Annotated in this window: 20 protein-coding genes and 4 pseudogenes; 11 read left to right on the forward strand and 13 right to left on the reverse strand. The window is 59.9% G+C overall.

The window, feature by feature from the left end:
• Nucleotides 1–56: 56 nt before the first annotated feature.
• Nucleotides 57–740, forward strand: a complete 684-nt coding sequence (locus AC07N8_RS20325) for a response regulator transcription factor (RefSeq protein WP_140669879.1) — start codon at nucleotides 57–59, stop codon at nucleotides 738–740.
• Nucleotides 718–2112, forward strand: a complete 1395-nt coding sequence (locus tag AC07N8_RS20330; protein ID WP_493145761.1) for a sensor histidine kinase — start codon at nucleotides 718–720, stop codon at nucleotides 2110–2112. Before AC07N8_RS20325 ends, AC07N8_RS20330 begins: the two co-directional genes overlap by 23 nt.
• A 137-nt stretch (nucleotides 2113–2249) precedes the next feature.
• Here AC07N8_RS20330 and AC07N8_RS20335 read toward each other — a convergent pair whose 3' ends face one another.
• From AC07N8_RS20335 to AC07N8_RS20345, 3 genes are read right to left on the reverse strand one after another with little or no spacing between them, the layout of a single operon-like run.
• Nucleotides 2250–2660 (reverse strand): SRPBCC family protein, encoded by a 411-nt coding sequence (locus AC07N8_RS20335; RefSeq protein WP_493145760.1) that lies wholly within the window; start codon nucleotides 2658–2660, stop codon nucleotides 2250–2252.
• A gap of 26 nt (nucleotides 2661–2686) precedes the next feature.
• Nucleotides 2687–3484 (reverse strand): SDR family NAD(P)-dependent oxidoreductase, encoded by a 798-nt coding sequence (locus tag AC07N8_RS20340; protein ID WP_483839655.1) that lies wholly within the window; start codon nucleotides 3482–3484, stop codon nucleotides 2687–2689.
• A 2-nt stretch (nucleotides 3485–3486) separates the two neighbouring features.
• On the reverse strand, nucleotides 3487–4503 hold the full coding sequence (locus AC07N8_RS20345; protein ID WP_483839656.1) for an aldo/keto reductase: 1017 nt from the start codon (nucleotides 4501–4503) through the stop codon (nucleotides 3487–3489).
• Nucleotides 4504–4721: 218 nt separating this feature from the next.
• Here AC07N8_RS20345 and AC07N8_RS20350 point away from each other — a divergent pair, with 218 nt between their 5' ends.
• Nucleotides 4722–5627 carry a LysR substrate-binding domain-containing protein gene (locus tag AC07N8_RS20350; protein WP_493145759.1) on the forward strand — a complete coding sequence of 302 codons (906 nt, stop codon included), beginning with the start codon at nucleotides 4722–4724 and terminating at the stop codon, nucleotides 5625–5627.
• 404 nt (nucleotides 5628–6031) lie between these two features.
• Here the strand turns inward: AC07N8_RS20350 and AC07N8_RS20355 are convergent, their stop codons facing one another.
• Both AC07N8_RS20355 and AC07N8_RS20360 read right to left on the reverse strand, forming a co-directional pair.
• On the reverse strand, nucleotides 6032–6346 hold the full coding sequence (locus AC07N8_RS20355) for a hypothetical protein (protein ID WP_493145758.1): 315 nt from the start codon (nucleotides 6344–6346) through the stop codon (nucleotides 6032–6034).
• A 416-nt stretch (nucleotides 6347–6762) separates the two neighbouring features.
• Nucleotides 6763–7038, reverse strand: a pseudogene (locus tag AC07N8_RS20360) (DUF6124 family protein).
• A 23-nt stretch (nucleotides 7039–7061) separates the two neighbouring features.
• Here AC07N8_RS20360 and AC07N8_RS20365 point away from each other — a divergent pair.
• Nucleotides 7062–7292 (forward strand): annotated as a pseudogene (locus AC07N8_RS20365) (LysR family transcriptional regulator); the annotation flags it as partial.
• On the opposite strand, the gene AC07N8_RS20370 reads toward AC07N8_RS20365, so the two are convergent.
• The 3 genes and pseudogenes from AC07N8_RS20370 to AC07N8_RS20380 all read right to left on the reverse strand — a co-directional run bounded on the left by AC07N8_RS20370 (nucleotide 7204) and on the right by AC07N8_RS20380 (nucleotide 8212).
• Nucleotides 7204–7800: a DinB family protein gene (locus tag AC07N8_RS20370; protein ID WP_493145757.1), complete on the reverse strand. Its 597-nt coding sequence runs from the start codon at nucleotides 7798–7800 to the stop codon at nucleotides 7204–7206. The pseudogene AC07N8_RS20365 and the gene AC07N8_RS20370 overlap by 89 nt on opposite strands.
• A gap of 92 nt (nucleotides 7801–7892) precedes the next feature.
• Nucleotides 7893–8091, reverse strand: a pseudogene (locus AC07N8_RS20375) (FAD-dependent oxidoreductase); the annotation flags it as partial.
• On the reverse strand, nucleotides 8084–8212 hold the full coding sequence (locus AC07N8_RS20380) for a hypothetical protein (RefSeq protein ID WP_493145756.1): 129 nt from the start codon (nucleotides 8210–8212) through the stop codon (nucleotides 8084–8086). The gene AC07N8_RS20380 and the pseudogene AC07N8_RS20375, both read right to left, overlap by 8 nt.
• 361 nt (nucleotides 8213–8573) lie before the next feature.
• On the opposite strand from AC07N8_RS20380, the gene AC07N8_RS20385 reads away from it, so the two are divergent.
• From AC07N8_RS20385 to AC07N8_RS20405, 5 genes and pseudogenes are all read left to right on the forward strand, one after another.
• Complete coding sequence (locus AC07N8_RS20385) at nucleotides 8574–8837, forward strand: hypothetical protein (protein ID WP_493145755.1); 264 nt, start codon at nucleotides 8574–8576, stop codon at nucleotides 8835–8837.
• A gap of 303 nt (nucleotides 8838–9140) precedes the next feature.
• Entirely contained in the window at nucleotides 9141–11861 is a 2721-nt protein-coding gene (gene mgtA, locus AC07N8_RS20390; RefSeq protein ID WP_493145754.1) for a magnesium-translocating P-type ATPase, read from the forward strand.
• 149 nt (nucleotides 11862–12010) lie between these two features.
• Entirely contained in the window at nucleotides 12011–13666 is a 1656-nt protein-coding gene (locus AC07N8_RS20395; RefSeq protein WP_493145753.1) for a Na/Pi cotransporter family protein, read from the forward strand.
• A 32-nt stretch (nucleotides 13667–13698) separates the two neighbouring features.
• Nucleotides 13699–13872 (forward strand): annotated as a pseudogene (locus AC07N8_RS20400) (PA4824 family protein); the annotation flags it as partial.
• Between the two features lie 95 nt (nucleotides 13873–13967).
• Nucleotides 13968–14270 (forward strand): DUF2388 domain-containing protein, encoded by a 303-nt coding sequence (locus tag AC07N8_RS20405; protein ID WP_483839665.1) that lies wholly within the window; start codon nucleotides 13968–13970, stop codon nucleotides 14268–14270.
• Between the two features lie 43 nt (nucleotides 14271–14313).
• Here AC07N8_RS20405 and AC07N8_RS20410 read toward each other — a convergent pair whose 3' ends face one another.
• A complete protein-coding gene (locus AC07N8_RS20410; protein WP_493145752.1) occupies nucleotides 14314–15243 on the reverse strand; it encodes a pyridoxal-phosphate dependent enzyme in 930 nt (309 codons plus the stop codon).
• A gap of 216 nt (nucleotides 15244–15459) precedes the next feature.
• Nucleotides 15460–16251: an SDR family NAD(P)-dependent oxidoreductase gene (locus AC07N8_RS20415; protein ID WP_493145751.1), complete on the reverse strand. Its 792-nt coding sequence runs from the start codon at nucleotides 16249–16251 to the stop codon at nucleotides 15460–15462.
• A gap of 124 nt (nucleotides 16252–16375) precedes the next feature.
• On the opposite strand from AC07N8_RS20415, the gene AC07N8_RS20420 reads away from it, so the two are divergent.
• Nucleotides 16376–17323, forward strand: a complete 948-nt coding sequence (locus AC07N8_RS20420) for a GlxA family transcriptional regulator (protein WP_493145750.1) — start codon at nucleotides 16376–16378, stop codon at nucleotides 17321–17323.
• Here the strand turns inward: AC07N8_RS20420 and AC07N8_RS20425 are convergent.
• On the reverse strand, nucleotides 17258–18160 hold the full coding sequence (locus tag AC07N8_RS20425) for an MBL fold metallo-hydrolase (RefSeq protein WP_493145749.1): 903 nt from the start codon (nucleotides 18158–18160) through the stop codon (nucleotides 17258–17260). The two genes, AC07N8_RS20420 and AC07N8_RS20425, sit on opposite strands and share 66 nt — an antisense overlap.
• Nucleotides 18161–18467: 307 nt before the next feature.
• On the opposite strand from AC07N8_RS20425, the gene AC07N8_RS20430 reads away from it, so the two are divergent.
• Nucleotides 18468–19127, forward strand: coding sequence for a methyltransferase family protein (locus tag AC07N8_RS20430; RefSeq protein ID WP_483839669.1), 660 nt, complete (start codon nucleotides 18468–18470; stop codon nucleotides 19125–19127).
• Nucleotides 19128–19234: 107 nt separating this feature from the next.
• Here AC07N8_RS20430 and AC07N8_RS20435 read toward each other — a convergent pair whose 3' ends face one another.
• Nucleotides 19235–19903 (reverse strand): HAD-IA family hydrolase, encoded by a 669-nt coding sequence (locus AC07N8_RS20435; RefSeq protein ID WP_493145748.1) that lies wholly within the window; start codon nucleotides 19901–19903, stop codon nucleotides 19235–19237.
• A gap of 88 nt (nucleotides 19904–19991) precedes the next feature.
• Complete coding sequence (locus tag AC07N8_RS20440; protein WP_493145747.1) at nucleotides 19992–20399, reverse strand: response regulator; 408 nt, start codon at nucleotides 20397–20399, stop codon at nucleotides 19992–19994.
• Nucleotides 20400–20455: the final 56 nt, after the last annotated feature.

The following is a 20455-nucleotide window of genomic DNA, read 5'->3' on the forward strand; positions in this document are numbered from 1 at the left end:
ATCATTTCTTGGCAAAATGCTGCACATCATTGAGAACCGCTAATCAGGCCAGCCCTATGACCCGCATCTTGACCATCGAAGACGACGCCGTGACCGCCCGGGAAATCGTCGCCGAACTGAGCAGCCACGGCCTCGATGTCGACTGGGTCGACAATGGCCGCGAAGGCCTGGAGCGTGCGGTCAGTGGTGACTACGACCTGATCACCCTCGACCGCATGCTGCCGGAGCTCGATGGCCTGGCGATTGTCACCACGCTGCGAACGATGGGCGTGGCCACGCCGATCCTGATGATCAGCGCCCTCTCCGACGTCGATGAGCGCGTGCGCGGGTTGCGCGCCGGTGGTGACGATTATCTGACCAAGCCATTTGCCACCGATGAAATGGCCGCCCGCGTTGAAGTGCTGCTGCGCCGCCAGAACACCGTGACCGCCCAGGCCACGACGTTGAAAGTAGCTGATCTGGAACTCAACCTGATCAGCCATGAAGCCAGCCGTGCCGGCCTGTTGCTGACGCTGCTGCCGACCGAATACAAACTGCTCGAATTCCTGATGCGCAACACCGGGCAGATTCTGTCGCGCATGATGATTTTCGAAGAAGTCTGGGGTTACCACTTCGACCCCGGCACCAACCTGATCGACGTGCACATCGGCCGTCTGCGCAAGAAAATCGACCCACAAGGCCAGGCCCCACTGATTCGGACCGTGCGAGGCTCGGGTTATGTCATTGCCGAACCCGTCTAAAGGCTGGCGCTCTTCCAGCAGCCGCTTGCTGGCGCTCTACAGTTCGCTGTTCGTGATCTGGAGCGCGATCCTGATGGGCGTCATGTACTACGAGGTGTCCGCTTACCTCGACAACCTGGCCAAGCACTCGCTGATGCAACGCCAGCATCTGTTTTCGCGCTTCCAGGGCGAGCAACTGGTGGACGCCCTCGCCGTCAGCATGACCTTCGACATTCGTGGCATCGATGCCTATGGCCTGTTCGATCACCAGCATCGCTACCTCAGTGGCGCCCTGCGTTTTATCCCCGAAGGCCTGCCGCTGGACGGCAAGATCCACATGCTCCGCGATTGCACCGACTCCGACGACCCGATCCTGCCCGCCGACAGCTGCGATGCGGTAGCGACCCAGACCCGCGACGGTCGCTGGCTGGTGCTGGTGCGCGACAACGGTTCGTTGTTCGCCGTCACCCGGATCATCCTTCATGCGTTGTTCTGGGGCGTGACCTTGACCATCATTCCGGGCATCGCCGGTTGGCACCTGTTGCGCCGTCGGCCCCTGCGGCGCATCCGCGCGATCCAGGCCAGCGCCGAAGCCATCGTCGCCGGGGATTTGACCCGGCGCCTGCCCTTGTCCAACCGGCGCGATGAACTGGACATGCTCGCCACCATCGTCAACGCCATGCTTGAGCGCATCGAGCGCTTGATGCACGAGGTCAAGGGTGTCTGCGACAACATCGCCCATGACCTGCGCACCCCGCTGACACGCCTGCGGGCGCAGCTGTACCGGATTCAGCAGCAGGCCGGAGATGACTCGACGCTCGGCGTACAACTGGATTCTGTGCTCGGTGAAGCCGACACCTTGATGGCGCGTTTTCGCGGGTTGCTGCGGATTTCCGAGCTGGAAGATCGCCAGCGCCGCTCGGGTTTTGTGCAACTGGACCCGGTGCCGTTGCTCCAGGAGCTGCATGACTTCTACCTGCCGCTGGCGGAAGAAGGCGAACTGGTTTTCAAGCTGCAACTGCCAGTGTCGTTGCCAGCGCTTAACGGGGACCGGGCGTTGTTGTTCGAAGCGGTGGCGAATCTGCTGAGCAACTCGATCAAGTTCACGCCGCCGGGGGGCGAGGTGATTTTGCGTGGGGTCAGTGAGGGCGGGTTTACGCGGATCGAAGTGCTGGATTCCGGACCCGGGATTGCGGAGGCCGAGCGCGAAGCGGTGTTTCAGCGGTTCTATCGGGCTGAGGGTGGCAATCAAAAAAGCGGGTTTGGTTTGGGATTGTCGATTGTTGCGGCGATTGCCAGCCTGCATGGGTTTGCGCTGGAGGTCGGCAGCAGCGAACTCGGTGGCGCGCGGTTGGTGCTGGATTGCCGGGAGAGCCTGATCCCGCAGTCCTGACCCGAATCTCCCTGACAAAACAAAAACCCTGTGGGAGCGAGCCTGCTCGCGAAAGCGGACTTACATTCAACAGTGATGTCGACTGTTAGACCGCCTTCGCGAGCAGGCTCGCTCCCACAGGGGGAATTGGGTTTTCGTCAGGCCGGGTAGTTGGCCCGTAAAGCCTGAAGCCCACCCTGATAAATCCCGTCGAACAACGCCACCACTTCTTCCTCACTCACCCCCACAGGCGTGAACCGACCCGACCACGTCACCCGAGCCCCTTGCCCTTGCGCTTCAACCTTGATCGTCGCCAAATACTCAGTCGCCGGAAATGGTGCCTGCGCAATCGAATAGCTGTACGTCTTCCCGGCGTTATCAAACGCCTCAAGCCGCTCGCCGATCACCGCGCCATCCGCGGTTTGCAGGCTGCGCACCCGCCCGCCTTCGCTCAGTTCGCTTTTCGGAATAAACGGCAGCCAGTCCGGCAACGAGTTGAAGCCGCCGATCAATTGCCACACGTCATCGGCCGAAGCCGGGATATCAACAAACGCTGATGCAGTTGCCATGTAACCCTCTCTGTTAATCAAAAAATTCAAATCGCCATGCTGTCGACAACACCGCCATCAACCCGCAATGCAGCGCCGGTCGTGGCCGAGGACAGCGGCGAAGCGATGTACGCCACCAGGTTCGCCACCTCTTCGACATCCGCCACGCGCTGGATGATCGACGTCGGCCGCGCTTTCAGCACAAACGCATCGGCTTCTTCGCGAACGCTGCGACCGGAGGCGGCGGTGGTGTCCTTGAGCATCTGCTCCAGGCCATCGGTCAGTGTCGGGCCGGGCAGGATCGCATTGACCGTCACGCCAGTGCCCGCCAGCCGTTTGGCCAGGCCATGGGACACCGCCAGGTTGGCGCTTTTGGTCACGCCATAGTTGAGCATGTCGGCCGGGATCGAGATGCCGGATTCCGAGGACACGAAGATCACCCGGCCCCAACCCTGCTTGACCATGTCCGGCACGTAATGCCGGGACAGGCGCACGCCGGAGATCACGTTGACCTCATAGAAGCGCGTCCACTCGCTGTCCGGTGTATCGAAGAAATCGACGTCGTTGAAAATCCCGAGATTGTTCACCAGGATGTCCGCGCGCGGCTCGGCGGCGAACAGCACTTCGGCGCCTTCGGCAGTGCCCAGGTCGGCGGTCAGGCCACGCAACTGCGCGTCCGGTACGCTTTGACGAATGCTCGCCAGCGCCTGTTCGACCTTGGCCGTCTCGCGGCCGATCACCACCACCGTAGCGCCGGACTCGGCCAACGCCTTGCTGATGCCCAGGCCAATGCCGGCGGTGCTGCCGCTGACAATGGCGAGTTTTCCACTCAGATCAATCTTCATGCTCAAACTCCTGTGATCGGCAATGGCGCGCGGTCGGAGACCAGTTTTGCCTCACGCATTGCCTGCCAGAATGCGGCGGGAATGACCGCCGACAGCGCGGCAACGTCTTCGGCAATACGCTCCGGACGGCTGGAACCTGGAATCACCGCCGCCACCGCCGGGTTGGCTAACGAGAACTGCAAGGCCGCCGCTTTGATGTCGACACCGTGCGCGGCGGCGATGCGTTTGATGTGCTCGACTTTGTTGATGATCGCCGGGCTGGCTTGCTGGTACTCGAAGTGCGCACCACCGGCCAGAATGCCCGAGCTGTAAGGACCACCGACCACGATCTCGACGTTCTGCGCCAGGGCTGCGTCCATCAAACGTTGCAACGCGCGGTCGTGGTCGAGAAGAGTGTAGCGACCCGCCAACAGAAAGCCGTCCGGTTGCGCTTCGGTCAGATCAAGGGTCAGTTCGCACGGCTCGACCTTGTTCACGCCCAGGCCCCAGCCCTTGATCACGCCTTCTTCGCGCAAACGGGTCAGCACTTTGAACGCGCCGGTGCGGGCCTGGTTGAAGTATTCCAGCCATTGATCGCCGTAGAAATCCTGCGCGATGTCATGCACCCAGACGATGTCCAGACGGTCGGTTTGCAGACGCTTGAGGCTGTCTTCGATGGAGCGCATCGTCGCGTCGGCACTGTAGTCATTGACGATCTTGTTCGGGAGGCCGTGTTCGAATACCCCGCTTTTCTCGCCCAAATCACGGGCCGCAGTGTCTTCGACTTCATCCAGAATGACCCGGCCGACTTTGCTGCTCAGCACGTAGTCGTCGCGGTTGTATCGGGACAACGCGGCGCCCAGACGGATTTCCGACAGGCCCGAACCGTAGAACGGCGCGGTGTCGAAGTAGCGCACGCCGGCATCCCAGGCGGCGTGCACGGTGGCGAGCGCTTCGTCTTCAGGAATCGCGCGGAACATGTTGCCCAAGGGTGCGGTACCAAAACCCAGCGCGCCGGGCAGTTTGTCTTTCAAGCTCATGGGTAATTCCTCTTGAATGTCTCGTGAACCTGTAGGAGCCGGCTTGCTGGCGATGGCGTTGAAACAGTCAACACAGTTATCGCTTGATTAACCGCCATCGCCAGCAAGCCGCCTCCTACAAAGCGCGGTTTTTGCTTTACCGTTGAGCAGATCCTAGATTGCGACGGTCGGACCGTCCAAGACATAATACGCAGCACTTGAGTCCCCAGAGGTCTGACATGATCGACATCCGCCAGCTGCGCTACTTCGTCGCCGTCGCCGAAGAAGAACACGTCGGTCGCGCCGCCGAACGCCTGCACATTTCCCAGTCGCCGTTGAGCCGGCAGATCGCCCAGCTCGAAGAACGCCTGGGGTTGACCCTGTTCGAACGCAGCCAACAACGCATCCGCCTGACCCGCGACGGCCAGACCTTCCTCGCCGAAACCCGCGCCCTGCTGACCCACGCCAGTCGCCTGGAATCCCTCGGCAAACGCCTCGGTCGCGGCGAAGAAGGCGGTTTGTGCATCGGCTACATCGAAAACGCCATGCACGCTGGCGTGTTGCCGAATGCCCTGCGCGTGTTGCGCGTCGAGCGGCCGAACGTGCATGTCGCGCTGTACAACCTGCGCTCCACTGAACAGCTTGAAGGCCTGCGCCAACGCAGCCTCGACATCGCATTGGTCAGCGAACCACCGGCCAAAAATGATCCGGATCTGCTGGGCTTTCAAGTGCTGGACGACCCGATGCTGCTGGCATTGCCTGAGCATCATCCACTGGCCAATCAGACCACATTGACCCCGGCCGACCTCGCCGACCAAGAGTGGATCGGCGTGCAGCACCACCAGAATGTCACCAACCGCGAAGACTTCGTCAGCGCCTGCATCCGCGCCGGCTTCACCCCGGACATCCGCATGGAAGCCACCGGTCCCTTCACAGCCATGGCTCTGGTGGCTTCGGGACTGGGCATCGCGATGATTCAGAAAGGCCTGAGCCGCAACGCTCCGCCGGGTGTGGTGCTACGGGAAGTGCCGTGGATTGCCTTCACCCGACCATTGTGGGCGGCGTGGCACCGGATCAATTTGCGGCCGTTGGTGGAGACGTTCCGCAAAGTGCTGACGGAATCGGAGCCGGTTCATAGCGGCTAAAATGTGCGCCGGCCCGCACATACACCAGATGCCCGAAAGCTTCTTGCCATGGCTCAGGATGCCATCAGCCGATTGAACACCGTTGGTGACCTACTTCACCGGTGGCGCATTGGGATCGGCCGGGGGGGCAGCGCCGCCAAAAACCATGCTTGGTCGGGCTGCAATGGGACGAGTTGTTTGGGGTGTGCGGATTGATTTCGTTCTTTTATTCAAGACGTGCTGAAAACGCCCACGTAAAAAAGAGCGGATCATCCGGCCCTTCTTATTGAAACAGTTCAACGTACTCTATGTGGGAGCAATCTTTCTCAGAACGGCGGAGTATCAGGTGAATTATCTTTGCCTGATACTCCGCTATCGCGATCTCCACAAGTTATGCAACTTGGCTGACTGAAATTGCAGCCCAATCAGAGATCTATTGTTTCGTCTGAAAAAACAATACCACCCGAGACTGATGGCTGCATTGCATGCGCCGCGTGATAGTCTTTCTTAACCTGCTCAAACTTTTCAGCAGTAATAAACCCCCCATTTCCATCGTAATACCACCCCACCTCACAGTCCGCAGCGCACTGCACTGCGAGACCTTTTTCATACATTGCTTCCACCCCAACTAGCGCACCCTCCTCTGCGACTCTATGTATGCGAAAATACCCATACTCCCCTGCATTAGATTCAGACCCAGGAACACCCGAACCGTGATAATAAGCAAGAAGTTTTTTCATCTTAGACTCTCCATATGAAAGGTGATGTATTCTCCAGAAGACAAACCAGACACGACCCACCTATAAACACCGCTCTTATTGCCCAGCCTTCGTGAATAAAGTTAGGGTTTCCAATCTAGGTTGTCACCTGTAACAAATGACAGTTCTTTATAAAATTTTGCAATAACGATTAAACTCATCCGCACAAAAAATATCAGAGAACCGAAATCGGAGTTTTTTCATTTTTATATCCGCCCCCATAACCGAAATCGCTCAACATGACGTGCGCTGACGCCAATGTCTCAAAGGCGTTGACCAGCAGGAATTTAAAAAAAAGGTGACAGACCTATTTACTAAATAGATCTGTCACCTTTACACAATTGTGGCGAGGGGGCTTGCCCCCTCACCACAAGACTTCGCCTCACCACAGATAAGCGTTAGCTATGCGGATCGACGTTATCCAGCATCCGGTTCACCGCCAGTTCACCCAACATCACGGAGTTTTGAATGCCCAGCAGGGTTTCGTGATCGGTGTCGGGGCCGACGAAGTAAATGGTGCTGGGTTTACGCGGGGTGTCTTTGGGAATGACCGGTTTGAGGTAGTAGTCGAGGGCGCGGTCGGCGGCAGTGTTGAGTTTTTTGGAATCGGTGGATTAGTAGGGGGAAACATCGTCGGTGTCGGTTTCTGGCGGGTTGGGTGTGATCTTGAACATAGTGTAGCTCCTTGATTGATGGCTCGTTACTGGCCGGCACCGATATGCTCGCCTCGGTGCCGGATTATGCCGCGTGTGCGTTGATCGAAGGCAGCAACCAGTTGCGTGCCGACGACCCGCCGTTTGACATCGTGCTGTCCGAACTGTCCATGGTCTGGAACGGCGTCAACGATAACGATCCGGCAGAACGCTGGTTGCGCTCGAAAATTGCACAGCACATGGCGGCTCCACTGCCGGGGCATGCAGCGACTTGAAAGCCGTCGGCTGAGTTTCGCGCAGGTACACCGGCAAGTCCGTAACCGGTGGCATGGCCGGGATCTCGAAGTACATCTGGATCACCCAGCCACGGTGATAGCTGGCGTGGTTGACCACATGCATCAGTATCGCGCCAGCACTCATGGTGCCGCTTTCACCGGAGACAAACGTGAATTCGACGGGTTTATCCAGCGACGCTTCGGTCTGGCTTTCGCTCCAGTCGCAATACCAGTGATCAATCTCCCGCTGCGCCATGCGCAGTTCGGCAAGGTCGGCGTGCAACAGATCATGCGAAGTTTTGAAGCCGTGCCCTCGGCCTTCGAGGTGGGCCTGCCAGATGCAGTCCACGACGTAGATGTGGTTCAGGGTGCCTATCATGTTCTTGAACACCGACACGCGATCTTTGCTGACCTCACCCGCCGGCAATGCCGCCAGGCTGTCAAAGAGGCGCTGGTCGGCCCAGTTCTTGTAATCGGCAAGCATGCGGGCCGTACGTACGTTGATCATCAGAGGTCTCCCATGGTGATGGGCGCACTGCAAAGCATAGCCCTCATGGCTCACGGCATCGCAACGACTGATAACCGGCAACTGCTACGGGGTTACGTAAGTTGCTGCACCACCCGCTCGGCCAGTGCCAGGCAACTGGTCAGCCCCCGGTGATTCGATGCCGAACAGGTTCACCAGCCCTGGCACGCCGTGTTCGGTCGGGCCGCTGATGATGAAGTCGGCTGCGGGCTCGTTCGGGCCGGTGATTTTCGGGCGGATGCCGCTGTAGGCCGGTTGCAGGCTGTTATCGGGACAGTGCCGGTTCAAACGCTCGGGCTTGCGCGGCATCCAGCCACTGCAAGTCATCGACGCCAACCACGCCGGCCCCGACCACCACGCAGTCGATATCGATGTTCGATTGTCCTGTGCTCATTTTCAAACCGGCCCTCGCTGCACTCCGTCACCGGAAAGACAACTTACTGTCATTTGGCTGAACTCAATAATCAAATGTGCAACTTTTCCATTTAATACACTATTAATCGGGCTTTTAAGGTTGACGTACTCCACCTCGCTGAGTAAATTGCCCGGGCCTTCGACGAAGGACTTTTTTCAACTCACTACGGAATCCAATGGACACAGTATCTAGTCGCTGTCGGGTTACTGCGAAACTGCAGAATCTGGCACATAACCCAGAAAATGACGGGACTCGACTTTTCGGTCGGGTGAGCTGCGCTAGAGCTTGATGCTCCACCGTAACTTGCCTCACCGGCGTCCGTCCGGTCCAGAGGCATGTTATGAACTTCAACACCACCGTAATGCCCGGCGTACGCGCCTTTGCTTCGACCATGCGGGTCAAGCCCTGCCGTGAGCCTACGCTTGCGAACCGCGCCATTGCGCCGTTTTCCAGCCTTTCTTCCCCTGCCAGGGCACACCCGCGTGCCAACTGGCGCGTCTGCCCGATGACGGGTCGACTTCAGCAACGCTGGAGCCTGGATGACAGCCAGGAACCACCGAGTCGACGCATCGCGCGTCGCTTCCGGTTGCGAAGCCGAGCCTGACGGGCCGCACATTCAATTGATCTGAAGGCACTTTAAAGTCCTTCCCTCAACGGTTTTCTGACATTGGAAACCGACAACTTCTTATTGCCTTTTAAAACATCAGTTAATTGGAGTTAGTTATGGACGAAGCCAGTAGACGGTTCGCTGCCTGTCACTTTCCTATTGATAGCCAGCGAACGTTAAAACAACAAAACATTACTTCTGACATCGATCGCTTGTTTGCGGCTCGACATACATTCGCTCGCCTGTAGTTGGCTGAGCCGGCTGTGTGTCGTGCCGCAAGCAGCGGCAGGAGCACACGCGATGACCACAGTAAAAACCCCCGATTCCCGCACCAAAGGCACCCGCAGCGACAACGCCAAACTGTCGATGCGCGCCGCACGAGAAGCCCAAAACGGCCTGGCCGTCACCCTCGCCAACCTCAATGCAACCCCGGACGGCCTCACCGAACTGGAAGCCGAGGGCCGTCTGGCCCGTGGCGGCTACAACGAAGTCGCCCACGACAAGCCGCCTCACGCCTTCGTCCAACTGCTCAAAGCCCTGAACAATCCCTTCATCTATGTATTGCTGACCCTGGCCGGCATCAGTTTCTTCACCGACTACTGGCTGCCGATCAGCCAGGGTGAAAGCGACGACGCCGACCTGACCAAGGTCATTATCATCATGACCATGGTCACCTTGAGCAGCCTGCTGCGGTTCTGGCAGGAATACCGCTCGGCCAAATCAGCCGAAACCCTCAAGGCCATGGTGCGTACCACCGCCACCGTGCTGCGGCGCGGACAACGCGGCCAGGAGGCGACCCTTCGCGAAGTACCGATGCGCGAGCTGGTGGCCGGCGACATCGTGCAACTCAGTGCGGGTGACATGATCCCGGCGGACATTCGCCTGATCGAATCCCGCGACCTGTTCATCAGCCAGGCCGTGCTCACCGGTGAAGCCTTGCCCGTCGAGAAATACGACACCCTGGGCAACGTCGCCCAGAAGTCGGCCACCGGCAGCGCCGCCGATCAGTCGAACCTGCTCGACCTGCCGAACATCTGCTTCATGGGCACCAACGTGGTCAGCGGCACCGCCAAAGCCGTAGTGGTCGCGACCGGCTCGCGCACCTACTTCGGCTCGCTGGCCAAAGCCATTGTCGGCTCGCGCGTGCAAACGGCGTTCGACCGTGGGGTGAGCAGCGTCAGCTGGCTGCTGATCCGCTTCATGCTGGTGATGGTGCCGATCGTGTTCTTGCTCAACGGTTTTTCCAAGGGCGACTGGAGCGACGCGTTGCTGTTTGCACTGGCCGTGGCGGTCGGGCTGACCCCGGAAATGCTGCCGATGATTGTCAGCGCCAACCTGGCCAAAGGCGCGATGGCCATGGCCAAGCGCAAAGTGGTGGTCAAGCGCCTCAATGCGATCCAGAACTTCGGTTCGATGGACGTGCTGTGCACGGACAAGACCGGCACCCTGACCCAGGACAAGATCATTCTCGAGCACCACGTCGACAGCCATGGCCGGCGCGACGACTCGATCCTCGAACTGGCGTGGCTCAACAGCCATCACCAGAGCGGTTTGAAGAATCTGATGGATCAGGCGGTGGTGCAATTTGCCAACGCGAATCCAAAGTTTAAAGTGCCGTTCGCCTACAGCAAGGTCGATGAACTGCCATTCGATTTCGTCCGCCGGCGCCTGTCGATCATCGTCAAGGACAGCCGCGACGATCATCTGATGGTGTGCAAAGGCGCGGTCGAGGAAATGCTGTCCATCGCCAGTCACTTCCATGAAAACGGCAGCGTTGTCGCCCTCGATGATCAGCGCCGCAAAGACTTGCTGGCCCTGGCCAACGAATACAACGAGGACGGCTTCCGGGTGCTGCTGGTCGCCACCCGCGAGATCCCGAAAGCGCAGAGCAAAAACCAGTACACCACCGAAGATGAACGCGAGCTGGTGATTCGCGGCTTCCTGACCTTCCTCGATCCACCGAAGGAAACCGCAGGCCCGGCGATTGCTGCGCTGCGGGACATGGGCGTGACGGTCAAGGTGCTGACCGGCGACAACGCGGTCGTCACCTGCAAGATCTGCCGCGACGTCGGCCTGGAACCGGGCACCCCGCTGCTTGGCCAGGACATCGAGAACATGGACGACACCACCCTCAAGCTGCGTGTCGAAGAACGCACGGTGTTCGCCAAACTGACACCGCTGCAAAAGTCGCGGGTGCTGAAGGCGTTGCAGGCCAATGGTCACACCGTGGGTTTCCTTGGCGACGGCATCAACGATGCCCCTGCCCTGCGCGATGCCGACGTCGGTATTTCGGTGGACAGCGGCACCGACATTGCCAAGGAATCGGCCGACATCATCCTGTTGGAAAAGAGCCTGATGGTGCTCGAAGAAGGCGTGCTCAAGGGCCGCGAAACCTTCGGCAATATCATGAAGTACCTGAACATGACCGCCAGTTCCAACTTCGGCAACGTGTTCTCGGTGCTGGTGGCCAGTGCGTTTATTCCGTTTTTGCCGATGCTGTCGATCCACCTGCTGCTGCAAAACCTCATGTACGACATCTCTCAGCTGGCGCTGCCGTGGGACAAGATGGACAAGGAATTCCTCAGCAAACCGCGCAAGTGGGACGCGAAAAACATCGGCCGTTTCATGCTGTGGATCGGGCCGACCTCGTCGGTGTTCGACATCACCACGTTTGCGTTGATGTGGTACGTGTTCGCCGCCAACAGCGTGGAAATGCAGGGCCTGTTCCAGTCCGGCTGGTTCATCGAAGGGCTGCTGTCGCAGACGCTTGTGGTGCACATGTTGCGCACACAGAAGATCCCGTTCTTCCAGAGCACGGCGGCGTTGCCGGTGATTCTGATGACCGGGTTGGTGATGGTGCTGGGCATCTACATTCCGTTCTCGCCGCTGGGCACGCTGGTCGGTTTGCAGCCATTGCCGTGGGCGTACTTCCCTTGGCTGGTGGGCACCTTGCTCAGCTACTGCGTCTTCGCGCAGGTCATGAAAATCCTCTACATCCGCCGCTTCAAGCAGTGGTTCTGATGACCTGAACACCCCAACCCCTGTGGGAGCGAGCCTGCTCGCGAAGGCAGAGTGTCAGGCAACATCATCGTTGGCTGATACGCCGCTTTCGCGAGCAGGCTCGCTCCCACATGAACCGCGCTTAACCCTACTGAAAAAGGAGGGTTCTCATGTCGGGAACGACTCTACTGATCAACCTCGCAGGCGCCATCGCATTGTTGCTGTGGGGCACTCACATGATTTCTTCGGCGCTGCTGCGCGGCTTTGGATCGCCATTGCGCCAGTGGCTGGGCCACAACCTGAACAACCGCTGGATGGCGTTGCTGTCGGGGATCGGCATCACCGGCCTCCTGCAAAGCAGCACCGCCGTCAGCCTGATGGCGACCTCGTTCACCGCCGCCGGCACCCTCGCGCTGGCCCCGGCGCTGGCGATGATGCTGGGCGCCAATATCGGTTCGACCCTGGTGGTACAACTGCTCAGCCTCGACATGTCGATGCTCATGCCGCTGATGCTACTGACGGGGTTGATCGTCTTTCGCCTGCGCGATGACTCCCGTTTTGAAAGTGTCGGCTGTGCGCTGATCGGCCTGGGGCTGATGCTGCTGGCCCTGCACATGCTCGGTTCAACCCTGGCGCAGGTCGAAAGTACGCCGGTGTTTCAATTGATCATGCAAAGCCTGGACGGTGACCTGCTGATTGCACTGTTAGTGGCGCTGCTGCTCACCTGGCTCTGCCATTCCAGCGTGGCCGTGGTGTTGCTGATCGTCTCGCTGGCCGCGACCGGCATGCTCTCGGCGACCACCCTGGTGGCGTTGGTCCTGGGCGTGAACATTGGCGGGACCTTGCCGTCACTGATCAACGCTGGATCGAATGTCGGTCGACGTTTGCCGCTGGGTAATCTGCTGGTGCGGGTGGTCGGTGCGCTGGCGGTGTTGCCGTTTGCCGGGTGGCTGGCCGAGACGAACCTGAATCCGTCGACGCTGGTCGTGGTCCTGCACAGCGGTTTCAATCTGGTGTTGGCGCTGGTGTTCATCGGTTTGACCGACGTACTCGCCAATGCCCTGACCCGGCTGCTGCCGAATCCGGTGCGGGAAGTCGATCCCGGAATGCCGCACTACCTGGACGAGGCCGGTCTGGAAGTGGCCAACATCGGTTTGTCCAACGCGGCCCGGGAAGCCCTGCGCATGGCCGATATGTTCTCGGCGATGCTCGGGCGCCTGTTGCAGCTGTTCCACACCTCGGCGCCGACCTGTGTCGACGACGTACGACGCATCGATCGGTCCCTGGACCTGCTCAGCGCAGCGATTCGTGCTTATCTGGCCGACATTGGCAAGGAAGGCATCAGCGACGACGATGCCGATCGCGCCCAGGAAATCCTCTTGTTCGTGATCAACCTCGAACACGCGGCGGACATTCTCTGCAGCAGCCTCGCGCAATTGGCCATGCGCCGGGTGCGCCGTGGCGAACAGTTCTCGGCATTCGAGCTGGGCAACATCGCCCCGCTGCACGACGCCTTGCTGGAAAGCCTGAGCCTGGCGATCAGCGTGTTCCTGCGCGAAGACATTGCCATCGCCCATCAACTGATCAGTCGCAAGGAAACCGTCAGGCAGCTGGAAGCGCACGCCAGCCGTGAGCACTTTCGCCAATTGCAGGAGGACAAAAACACCTGGGCCGAATCCGGTGACCTCTTCCAGCGCGTGCTGCGCGATTACCGCCGCGTGCACCACCACATCGCCGCCCTCGCCTATCCACTGCTCGAGCGTGCCGGAGAGCGAGTGATCGAGAACAACGACCCGGCGAAGGAAACCCCGCAATGCGCCTGCTGATAGCTGTGGAGCGGCGCAATGTGTTGTTCGTCAGTCTCACCCTGAGGATTGCCGAACGTTATGGCCAACAAGGTGCTGAACAGGCATGGCAGGCCGGGCCACGGTTTCACCTCGGCGAGCGTATCGACGTTGATGTGGTGGCGGGCCGCTACCTGACAGGAGAGCGTGATCGGTGGTTGACCACTGGAGCAACCCTGCGGTTTTGAACGAAATCGCGCGGTCAAGGAACTCCTGGCGATCGCCGCGCATCCTAAGCTATGAGGTACTTCCTATTTGCTTCACGCTTTCAGAGGACACCGTCATGCGCCGTCTGATTATCATCTCTTCCCTGATGCTGTGTTTACCCTTCGGCTCGGCTATGGCCAAAGTGGATGCGGGCGATGTTGCCACGTCGGCCGGGGTCTCGGCTTCGCTGTACTCGACGTTCAAGGACCATAAACTGATGATTCCCGCCCGGGATGACGCCTCCAGCTTCGTCGCCAGTGGTGGTGCGATTCGCGGGGTTTATCTGGAATCGGTGCTGAAAAAAATCCGTCAGGACAATCCCGGCCTTAACGCCACTGATGAAGACCTGGCTCGGGCCATTCTGATTCAGGGGGAATGAAGGCAGCGGTGGGGCTTGTGACACCTGGATAGCGTTTCCAGCCCTACTTCGCTTTCCCTGCGGATAAACGTGCCCACCCGGCGACTAATTGCGCACTGACACTCACCCCGCCACAGACCACGATCACCACGTCGTGCGCATCGGCTATGGCGGGATGGTCGAGGTACGCCACCGCCAATGACACACCGCACGCAGGCTCCACCAGCTGACGCAGGTCGCTGGCGAAACGCACGACGCCCATGATCGCGTCCTCATCGCTGAGCACGACGCATTGGTGAGGGAAATCGCGCAGGTGCTGCACCGGCCAGGGCGCAACTTTTGCCGCGCCCAGCGAGGTCGCCACAGTGTCGATGCGCGGCAACCGGACCGGATGCCCAGCTTTCATGGCCGCCGTGAAAGAAGCCGCCCCCTCGGTTTCGCAAGCGATGATCCGGCAATCCGTGCGCCCATGGCGCATCAACCCCGTGAGGATTCCCGCCAATAATCCGCCCCCGCCCACCGACGTCACCATCGCATCCATTTGAGGACACACTTCCAGCACTTCATCGACCAGAGTGCTGTGCCCTTCCCACAACACCGGGTGATCGAAGGCCGGTACGTATTCGGTGTCAGCATCCTGTGAACTTTCTTTGGCGCGTTGATTGGCCTCGTCCCAGACCTTGCCGTGCACGATCACTTCAGCACCGGTTTTGCGGATCCTCGCGCGGGTCGATTCAGGGGTGGTGTGCGGCACCACAATACAGGCGCTCAACCCCAGGCTCGCGGCAGCAATGGCGGTGGCAAACCCGGCATTGCCGCCCGAAGGACACACCACTCGGCGTTTGCCCTGCGCCTTGGCCTGACTGCACAGAAACCCCATGCCACGCAGCTTGAACGAACCGCTGGGTTGCAGGTTTTCCATCTTCAACCAGATCCGTCGGGTCGGTGTCGACAGGCCCAAGTGCAGGATCAACGGTGTCTTGATGTGAAGCATCGCGGGTGTCCCAAAGGTGAACCCTTCTTATTCAAGCTTAGTTCACCCTGCCCAGCTCACGGCCCTGCGCTGAACACTGTGGCGAGGGAGCTTGCTCCCGCTGGGCAGCGAAGCGGCCCCAAAGATGGGCCTGCTGCGCAGTCCAGCGGGAGCAAGCTCCCTCGCCACAGGTTTTGTGTCATGGCCGAAATTACTGGCGACGCCCTGACCCCTTGTTTAGCGATAACGCGGTGCGGCGCTGGAGTTGCCGAACAACCCGGAAAGGGTCTGGCGCTGGCCTTCGAAACGGTCCCATTGCTCGCCATCGTGCAGGCTCGGAATGGTCACCACTTCGCCGTTTGCCAAACCCGCCAGCGCGGCATCGACCATGTCTTGCGCCGACATCACGATCTCTTGCGGCAGGTTTTCCACCGGGTTGCCGGCCTCGTTCCAGAAATCGGTTGCGGTCGCACCGGGCAATACCGCCTGGATACGAATGCCTTTATCCGCCAGTTCGTGGTGCATCGACTGGCTCAAGCCCAGGACAAAGGCCTTGGTCCCGCCGTATACGCCGTTGAGGATTTCTGGCGCGACGGCAACGATCGACGAAATGTTAACCACGGTGCCAGTGCCACGGGCGACGAAGCCTGGCACCACGGCGTATGCCAGACGCATCAGCGCGGTAACGTTAAGGGTGATCATGTCCTCCATCTCATCCACCGGGCTGCCCAGCAATGGCATGACAGCACCGACGCCGGCGTTGTTGACCAACAAGGTGATGCTGGCGTCGTTACGCAGGATTTCCTCGACCCGCAGCACATCGGCTTTGACTTTCAAATCGGCAGCGACCACTTCCACCGCGCGCCCGGTTTCGTTGCTCAGGTGGTTCGCCAGCGCGTTCAGTTTGGTCTGGCTGCGGGCGACTAGAATCAGGTCGTAACCCTGACGTGCGAGACGGTCGGCGTACACCGCGCCGATGCCCGAAGAGGCGCCTGTGATCAGTGCGGTGCCTTTGGATGAGAGAGCCATGTCGAGTTTCCTTCACAGTGAGGCGATCAGTTCGCCGGGTGTGAACAGTTATAGAGACTCTTACACTTGTCTCAAATGACGTTTAAAGTACGTTTTCAGGACATGTCCTTTTGAGGGTCTGGCAATGACTAGCGTGGCATTTGTGGTATTCGAGGGCTTCCAGTCCATGGCGCTGGCCGCGATGCCGGTGTTCGAGTACGCCAATTTCAGCGCCGGCGAGACGCTGTATGACGTCAACGTGATCTCCGAGGATGGCAGCACGCTGCGCGCCTCCGGGGGATTAAGCGTCGGGACCCAGGCGTTCGGTGAGCGGGTATTCGATACGGTCATCGTGGTCGGTGGCGACTGCATCGTCGAACAGGCGCCCGACAGCGTGCTGACCTACCTGCGCGACAACGTGAGCACTGCACGGCGGATGGCATCGATTTGTTCCGGGGCGTTCGTGCTGGCCCAGGCGGGTTTACTCGACGGACGGCGGGCCACCACGCACTGGGCTTATGCCCGGGACCTGCAAGCGCGGTTTCCCTCGATCAAGGTGGAAGAAGACCGCATCTACGTGGTCGACGGCTCGATCTGGACCTCGGCCGGCATGACCGCCGGCATTGACTTGGCGCTGGCCATGGTCGAGAAGGATCACGGTGCCGAACTGGCGCGCTCCGTGGCGCAGAAGCTGGTGATGTACCAACGTCGTGCGGGAGGCCAGTCCCAGCATTCGGCATTGCTGGAACTGGCACCAAAATCCGACCGTATTCAGACCGTTCTTGGCTACGCCCGGGAGCATTTGGCTTCGCCGCTGTCGGTGGAGCAACTGGCCGACGTGGCGCGCCTGAGCCCGCGCCAATTCAGCCGCAGCTTTCGCGCAGAGACCGGGCAGACGCCGGCCAAAGCCATCGAAAACCTGCGGCTGGAAGCGGCGCGGCAGATGCTCGAACGCGGGCGCCTGACCCTCGATCAGATCGCCACCGAAGCCGGATTCACGGATAGACGCCGCATGCGCGAAGCCTTTCTAAGGGCATTCGGCCAACCGCCGCAGGTGATCCGGCGCAATGCCAGGGCCGACATCAACACCTGAACGCGAGTGCGCCGCCAGCGCTGCCCGCACATCGACCGGGTCAAACAGCGGCATCAATCGCAAGCTCACGCCATCGGCCAGGGCCATCGGCATCAGTCGCTGCATCGCAACATCGAAAGGGTCCATCCACTCAGGCATCGGTTGCAATCCCTTGTCGAGTGATTCGAAAAAATCATCCCAGTGAATCGGAATCACCAACCGCGCGCCGGTGGTTTGCACCACTTCATGCCAGTAGTCCTGCGCGAACCGCAGGTCTTGCTTGCCGAGGGTGCCGATGCCCAGAAACACGATGTCTGCCTTGACGCCCTTGAACAGGCCCGGGGTGAAGTTGGCACTGGGATGGATGAGAATCCGCAAACCGTTGTGGTCGATCAGATAGGAGTAATTGCCCCCCTCCTTGTACGCGCTGGCTCTGGCGGGAGCGGTCAGCGGCGCAGTGATGGTCCCGGGGAATTTCGCGTCAGGAGAGTGTGGCGACTGGAACGCTTGCACCTTGAAGTCGCCGAACCTGAAAGGACCTTGAGTGTCGACGGACTTGATTCGTTCTGGCGCCAGGCCCGCCCCCAGGCCGATATTGGCCACTGATGCCGATCCCACCAACACGGCCCCGGTACGCGATGCGACCACCGCCGAGTCGAGCGCATGATCGAAATGGGAGTGCGCCACCATCACTGCGGCCAATCGCGGATTGCAAAGGGTGTGCAACGCCGCATCGATGCGTTCGTTGTCCGGCCCGATCCGACCGAGCAATACCTTGAACAGCTCCGGCCGGGAAAAAAAACCGTCGGTCATGATTGATGTCTGTCCATCGCTGAGCATCAGGGTCGACACGCCCATGAATCGCACACTCAGCTCACCTGGCGATGACGATGTCCGCGGGAGAACGATCACTGAATAAGGTGAAAGCGAGGATGGCGGACGTGAAGCGCACGCGACGATGCCTGCGCCAATGACGGCAAGCAGTATCGCCAGCACCATGGAATGTCTGGTGATGCCATCGTTTCGGGTCTTCTCGCTCGCTCGCTTGTAAGGCCACATTGTCCCTCCTTCGCTTGACCCGACCGTCAGATGAGGCTAGCTCAATCCGGCGGAACAGCTTGAGCATCTACACTCAACGTATCGGTCCAGACCTGGAACCTGCGCCATGAAAATCTCGGCCAAACTGGCGTTCTTCGCCATCGTCGGCACCCTCGCCTACCTCGGTCTTGCCGTGTGGGGCATGGGCGGGTTTGCGGCGTTTTTTGCGCATGGGTCGCTGGTGGTGGTTGCCCTCGTAACCGTAGTGATGACCGTGTTGTCGTTGTTCACCGAGGTCAATCTGAGTTCCGGTGAACGTGAAGACCGGGCCAATCGCTGGGTGCTTCCGGCGTTCGGGGTGATCGGGTTGCTCAGCGGATTCCTGCCGGCCTACACCGACCGGATCGACTTCTGGACCTTTGGCGGTGAAGGCCTGCGCTGGATCGGCGCATTGCTGTTCTGCCTCGGTGGCGCACTTCGCTTGTGGCCAGTGTTTGTATTGGGCAAACGTTTCAGTGGATTGGTGGCGATTCAGCCTGGGCACACGCTGGTTACCGACGGGATTTATCGGCGCCTGCGCAACCCCAGTTACCTGGGGATGCTGGTAATTGCCGTGGGCTGGGCGCTGGCCTTTCGTTCGGGTGTCGGGTTGCTGCTGGCGGCGTTGACGGTGATTCCGCTGATTGCGCGGATTCACTCGGAAGAAGCGTTGTTGAGGGCGCAATTTGGCGGGGAATACGACAGTTATTGCGCCAGCACATGGCGGCTGATACCCGGACTCTATTAGCGAGTACAAAGAACCATTGTGGGAGCGAGCCTGCTCGCGAATGCGGTGGGTCAGTCACATCAATATCGACTGATCCACCGCTTTCGCGAGCAGGCTCGCTCCCACATTTAGATTTGTTTGAGGCGCAGAGAGTGGTCGGGATCGACGGATGCGGTGACCGACTGATAGTTAGCCAACGTCGCATGTTGCGTCTGGATCGGATGCTCATGCGTCTCGGTGATGATCACCAAATCCGCCCCCGCCGCTTCTGCCGCGAGAATGCCTACGGTGGCGTCTTCGAAGATCAGGCAGTCCGTCACCTCGACACCCAGCCGCTTGGCCGCCAACCGGTAACCTGCAGGATCCGGTTTCCCGGCGCTGACCTCCTCGGCAGTCACCATGACCTCAGGCTCGGGTATTCCCGCCGCCGCCATCCGGCGCAACGCCAGCGCTCTGGGTGCGGACGTGACGATCGCCCATTGACCGGCCGGCAAGGTCCGAAGAAATGCCGCGGCCCCACGCACCTCGACAACCCCTTCCACGTCCTCGATTTCCGCCGCGGTAATCCACGCGGCTTCAGCTTCGGCATCCACGCCCGGCAAACCCTGGCGGTTCACCGTATCAATGGCGCGGGCGCCGTGAATGGTTGGCAGGAACGACGCGACCTCCACCCCATGGCGCACGGCCCAGATCGTCCAGATCCGCTCGGCGGCGGCAATGGAGTTGAGCACGGTGCCGTCCATGTCGAACAGGAACGCGCGGTACGGTGTGTTGAAAACGGATCGATGAGCAGACAAGGATGAGCTTCCTCTCGCAAGGCCTGGCGGGTGTGCCGGGCAATGTAGCATTTACTTGCGAGATGGACTCATGCAGCGCAACAACGTTTCAGCCAAGGGGCTTGGACTTCAAGGCACCCTCGACACAGTCGAGCAATTGGCCGAGCGCCCAGGGCTTCTTGATGAACGAGACGGCATGCCGGACACCGGAGCTTTGCGGGGTTTCGAAACCGGACATGATCATGATCGGCTTCTCGGGCCAGCGGTCGCCAAACTGATTGGCCAAGTCAGCGCCATTGAGCTTGCCCGGCATGGTGATGTCGGTGAGCAACAGGCGGACGTTGTCCGAGTGCTGCTCCAGATACACAGAAGCGGCGTCCGCGCTGGTTTGTGGCTGAACCACGAACCCCTCTTCCTGAAGAATTTCGCAGAGAAATTCCAGGATCAGCGGGTCATCCTCGACCACAAGAATCAACCCGCCAGTTACGTTCGTGCCCACCGTCGATACTGGCCCCATGATTTCAACACTCCCTGAATACACCCATGATTTCGCGCAATAAATCCGCTGCCTAT

The sequence above is a fragment of the Pseudomonas sp. GW821-FHT10C09 genome (genome assembly GCF_059415465.1).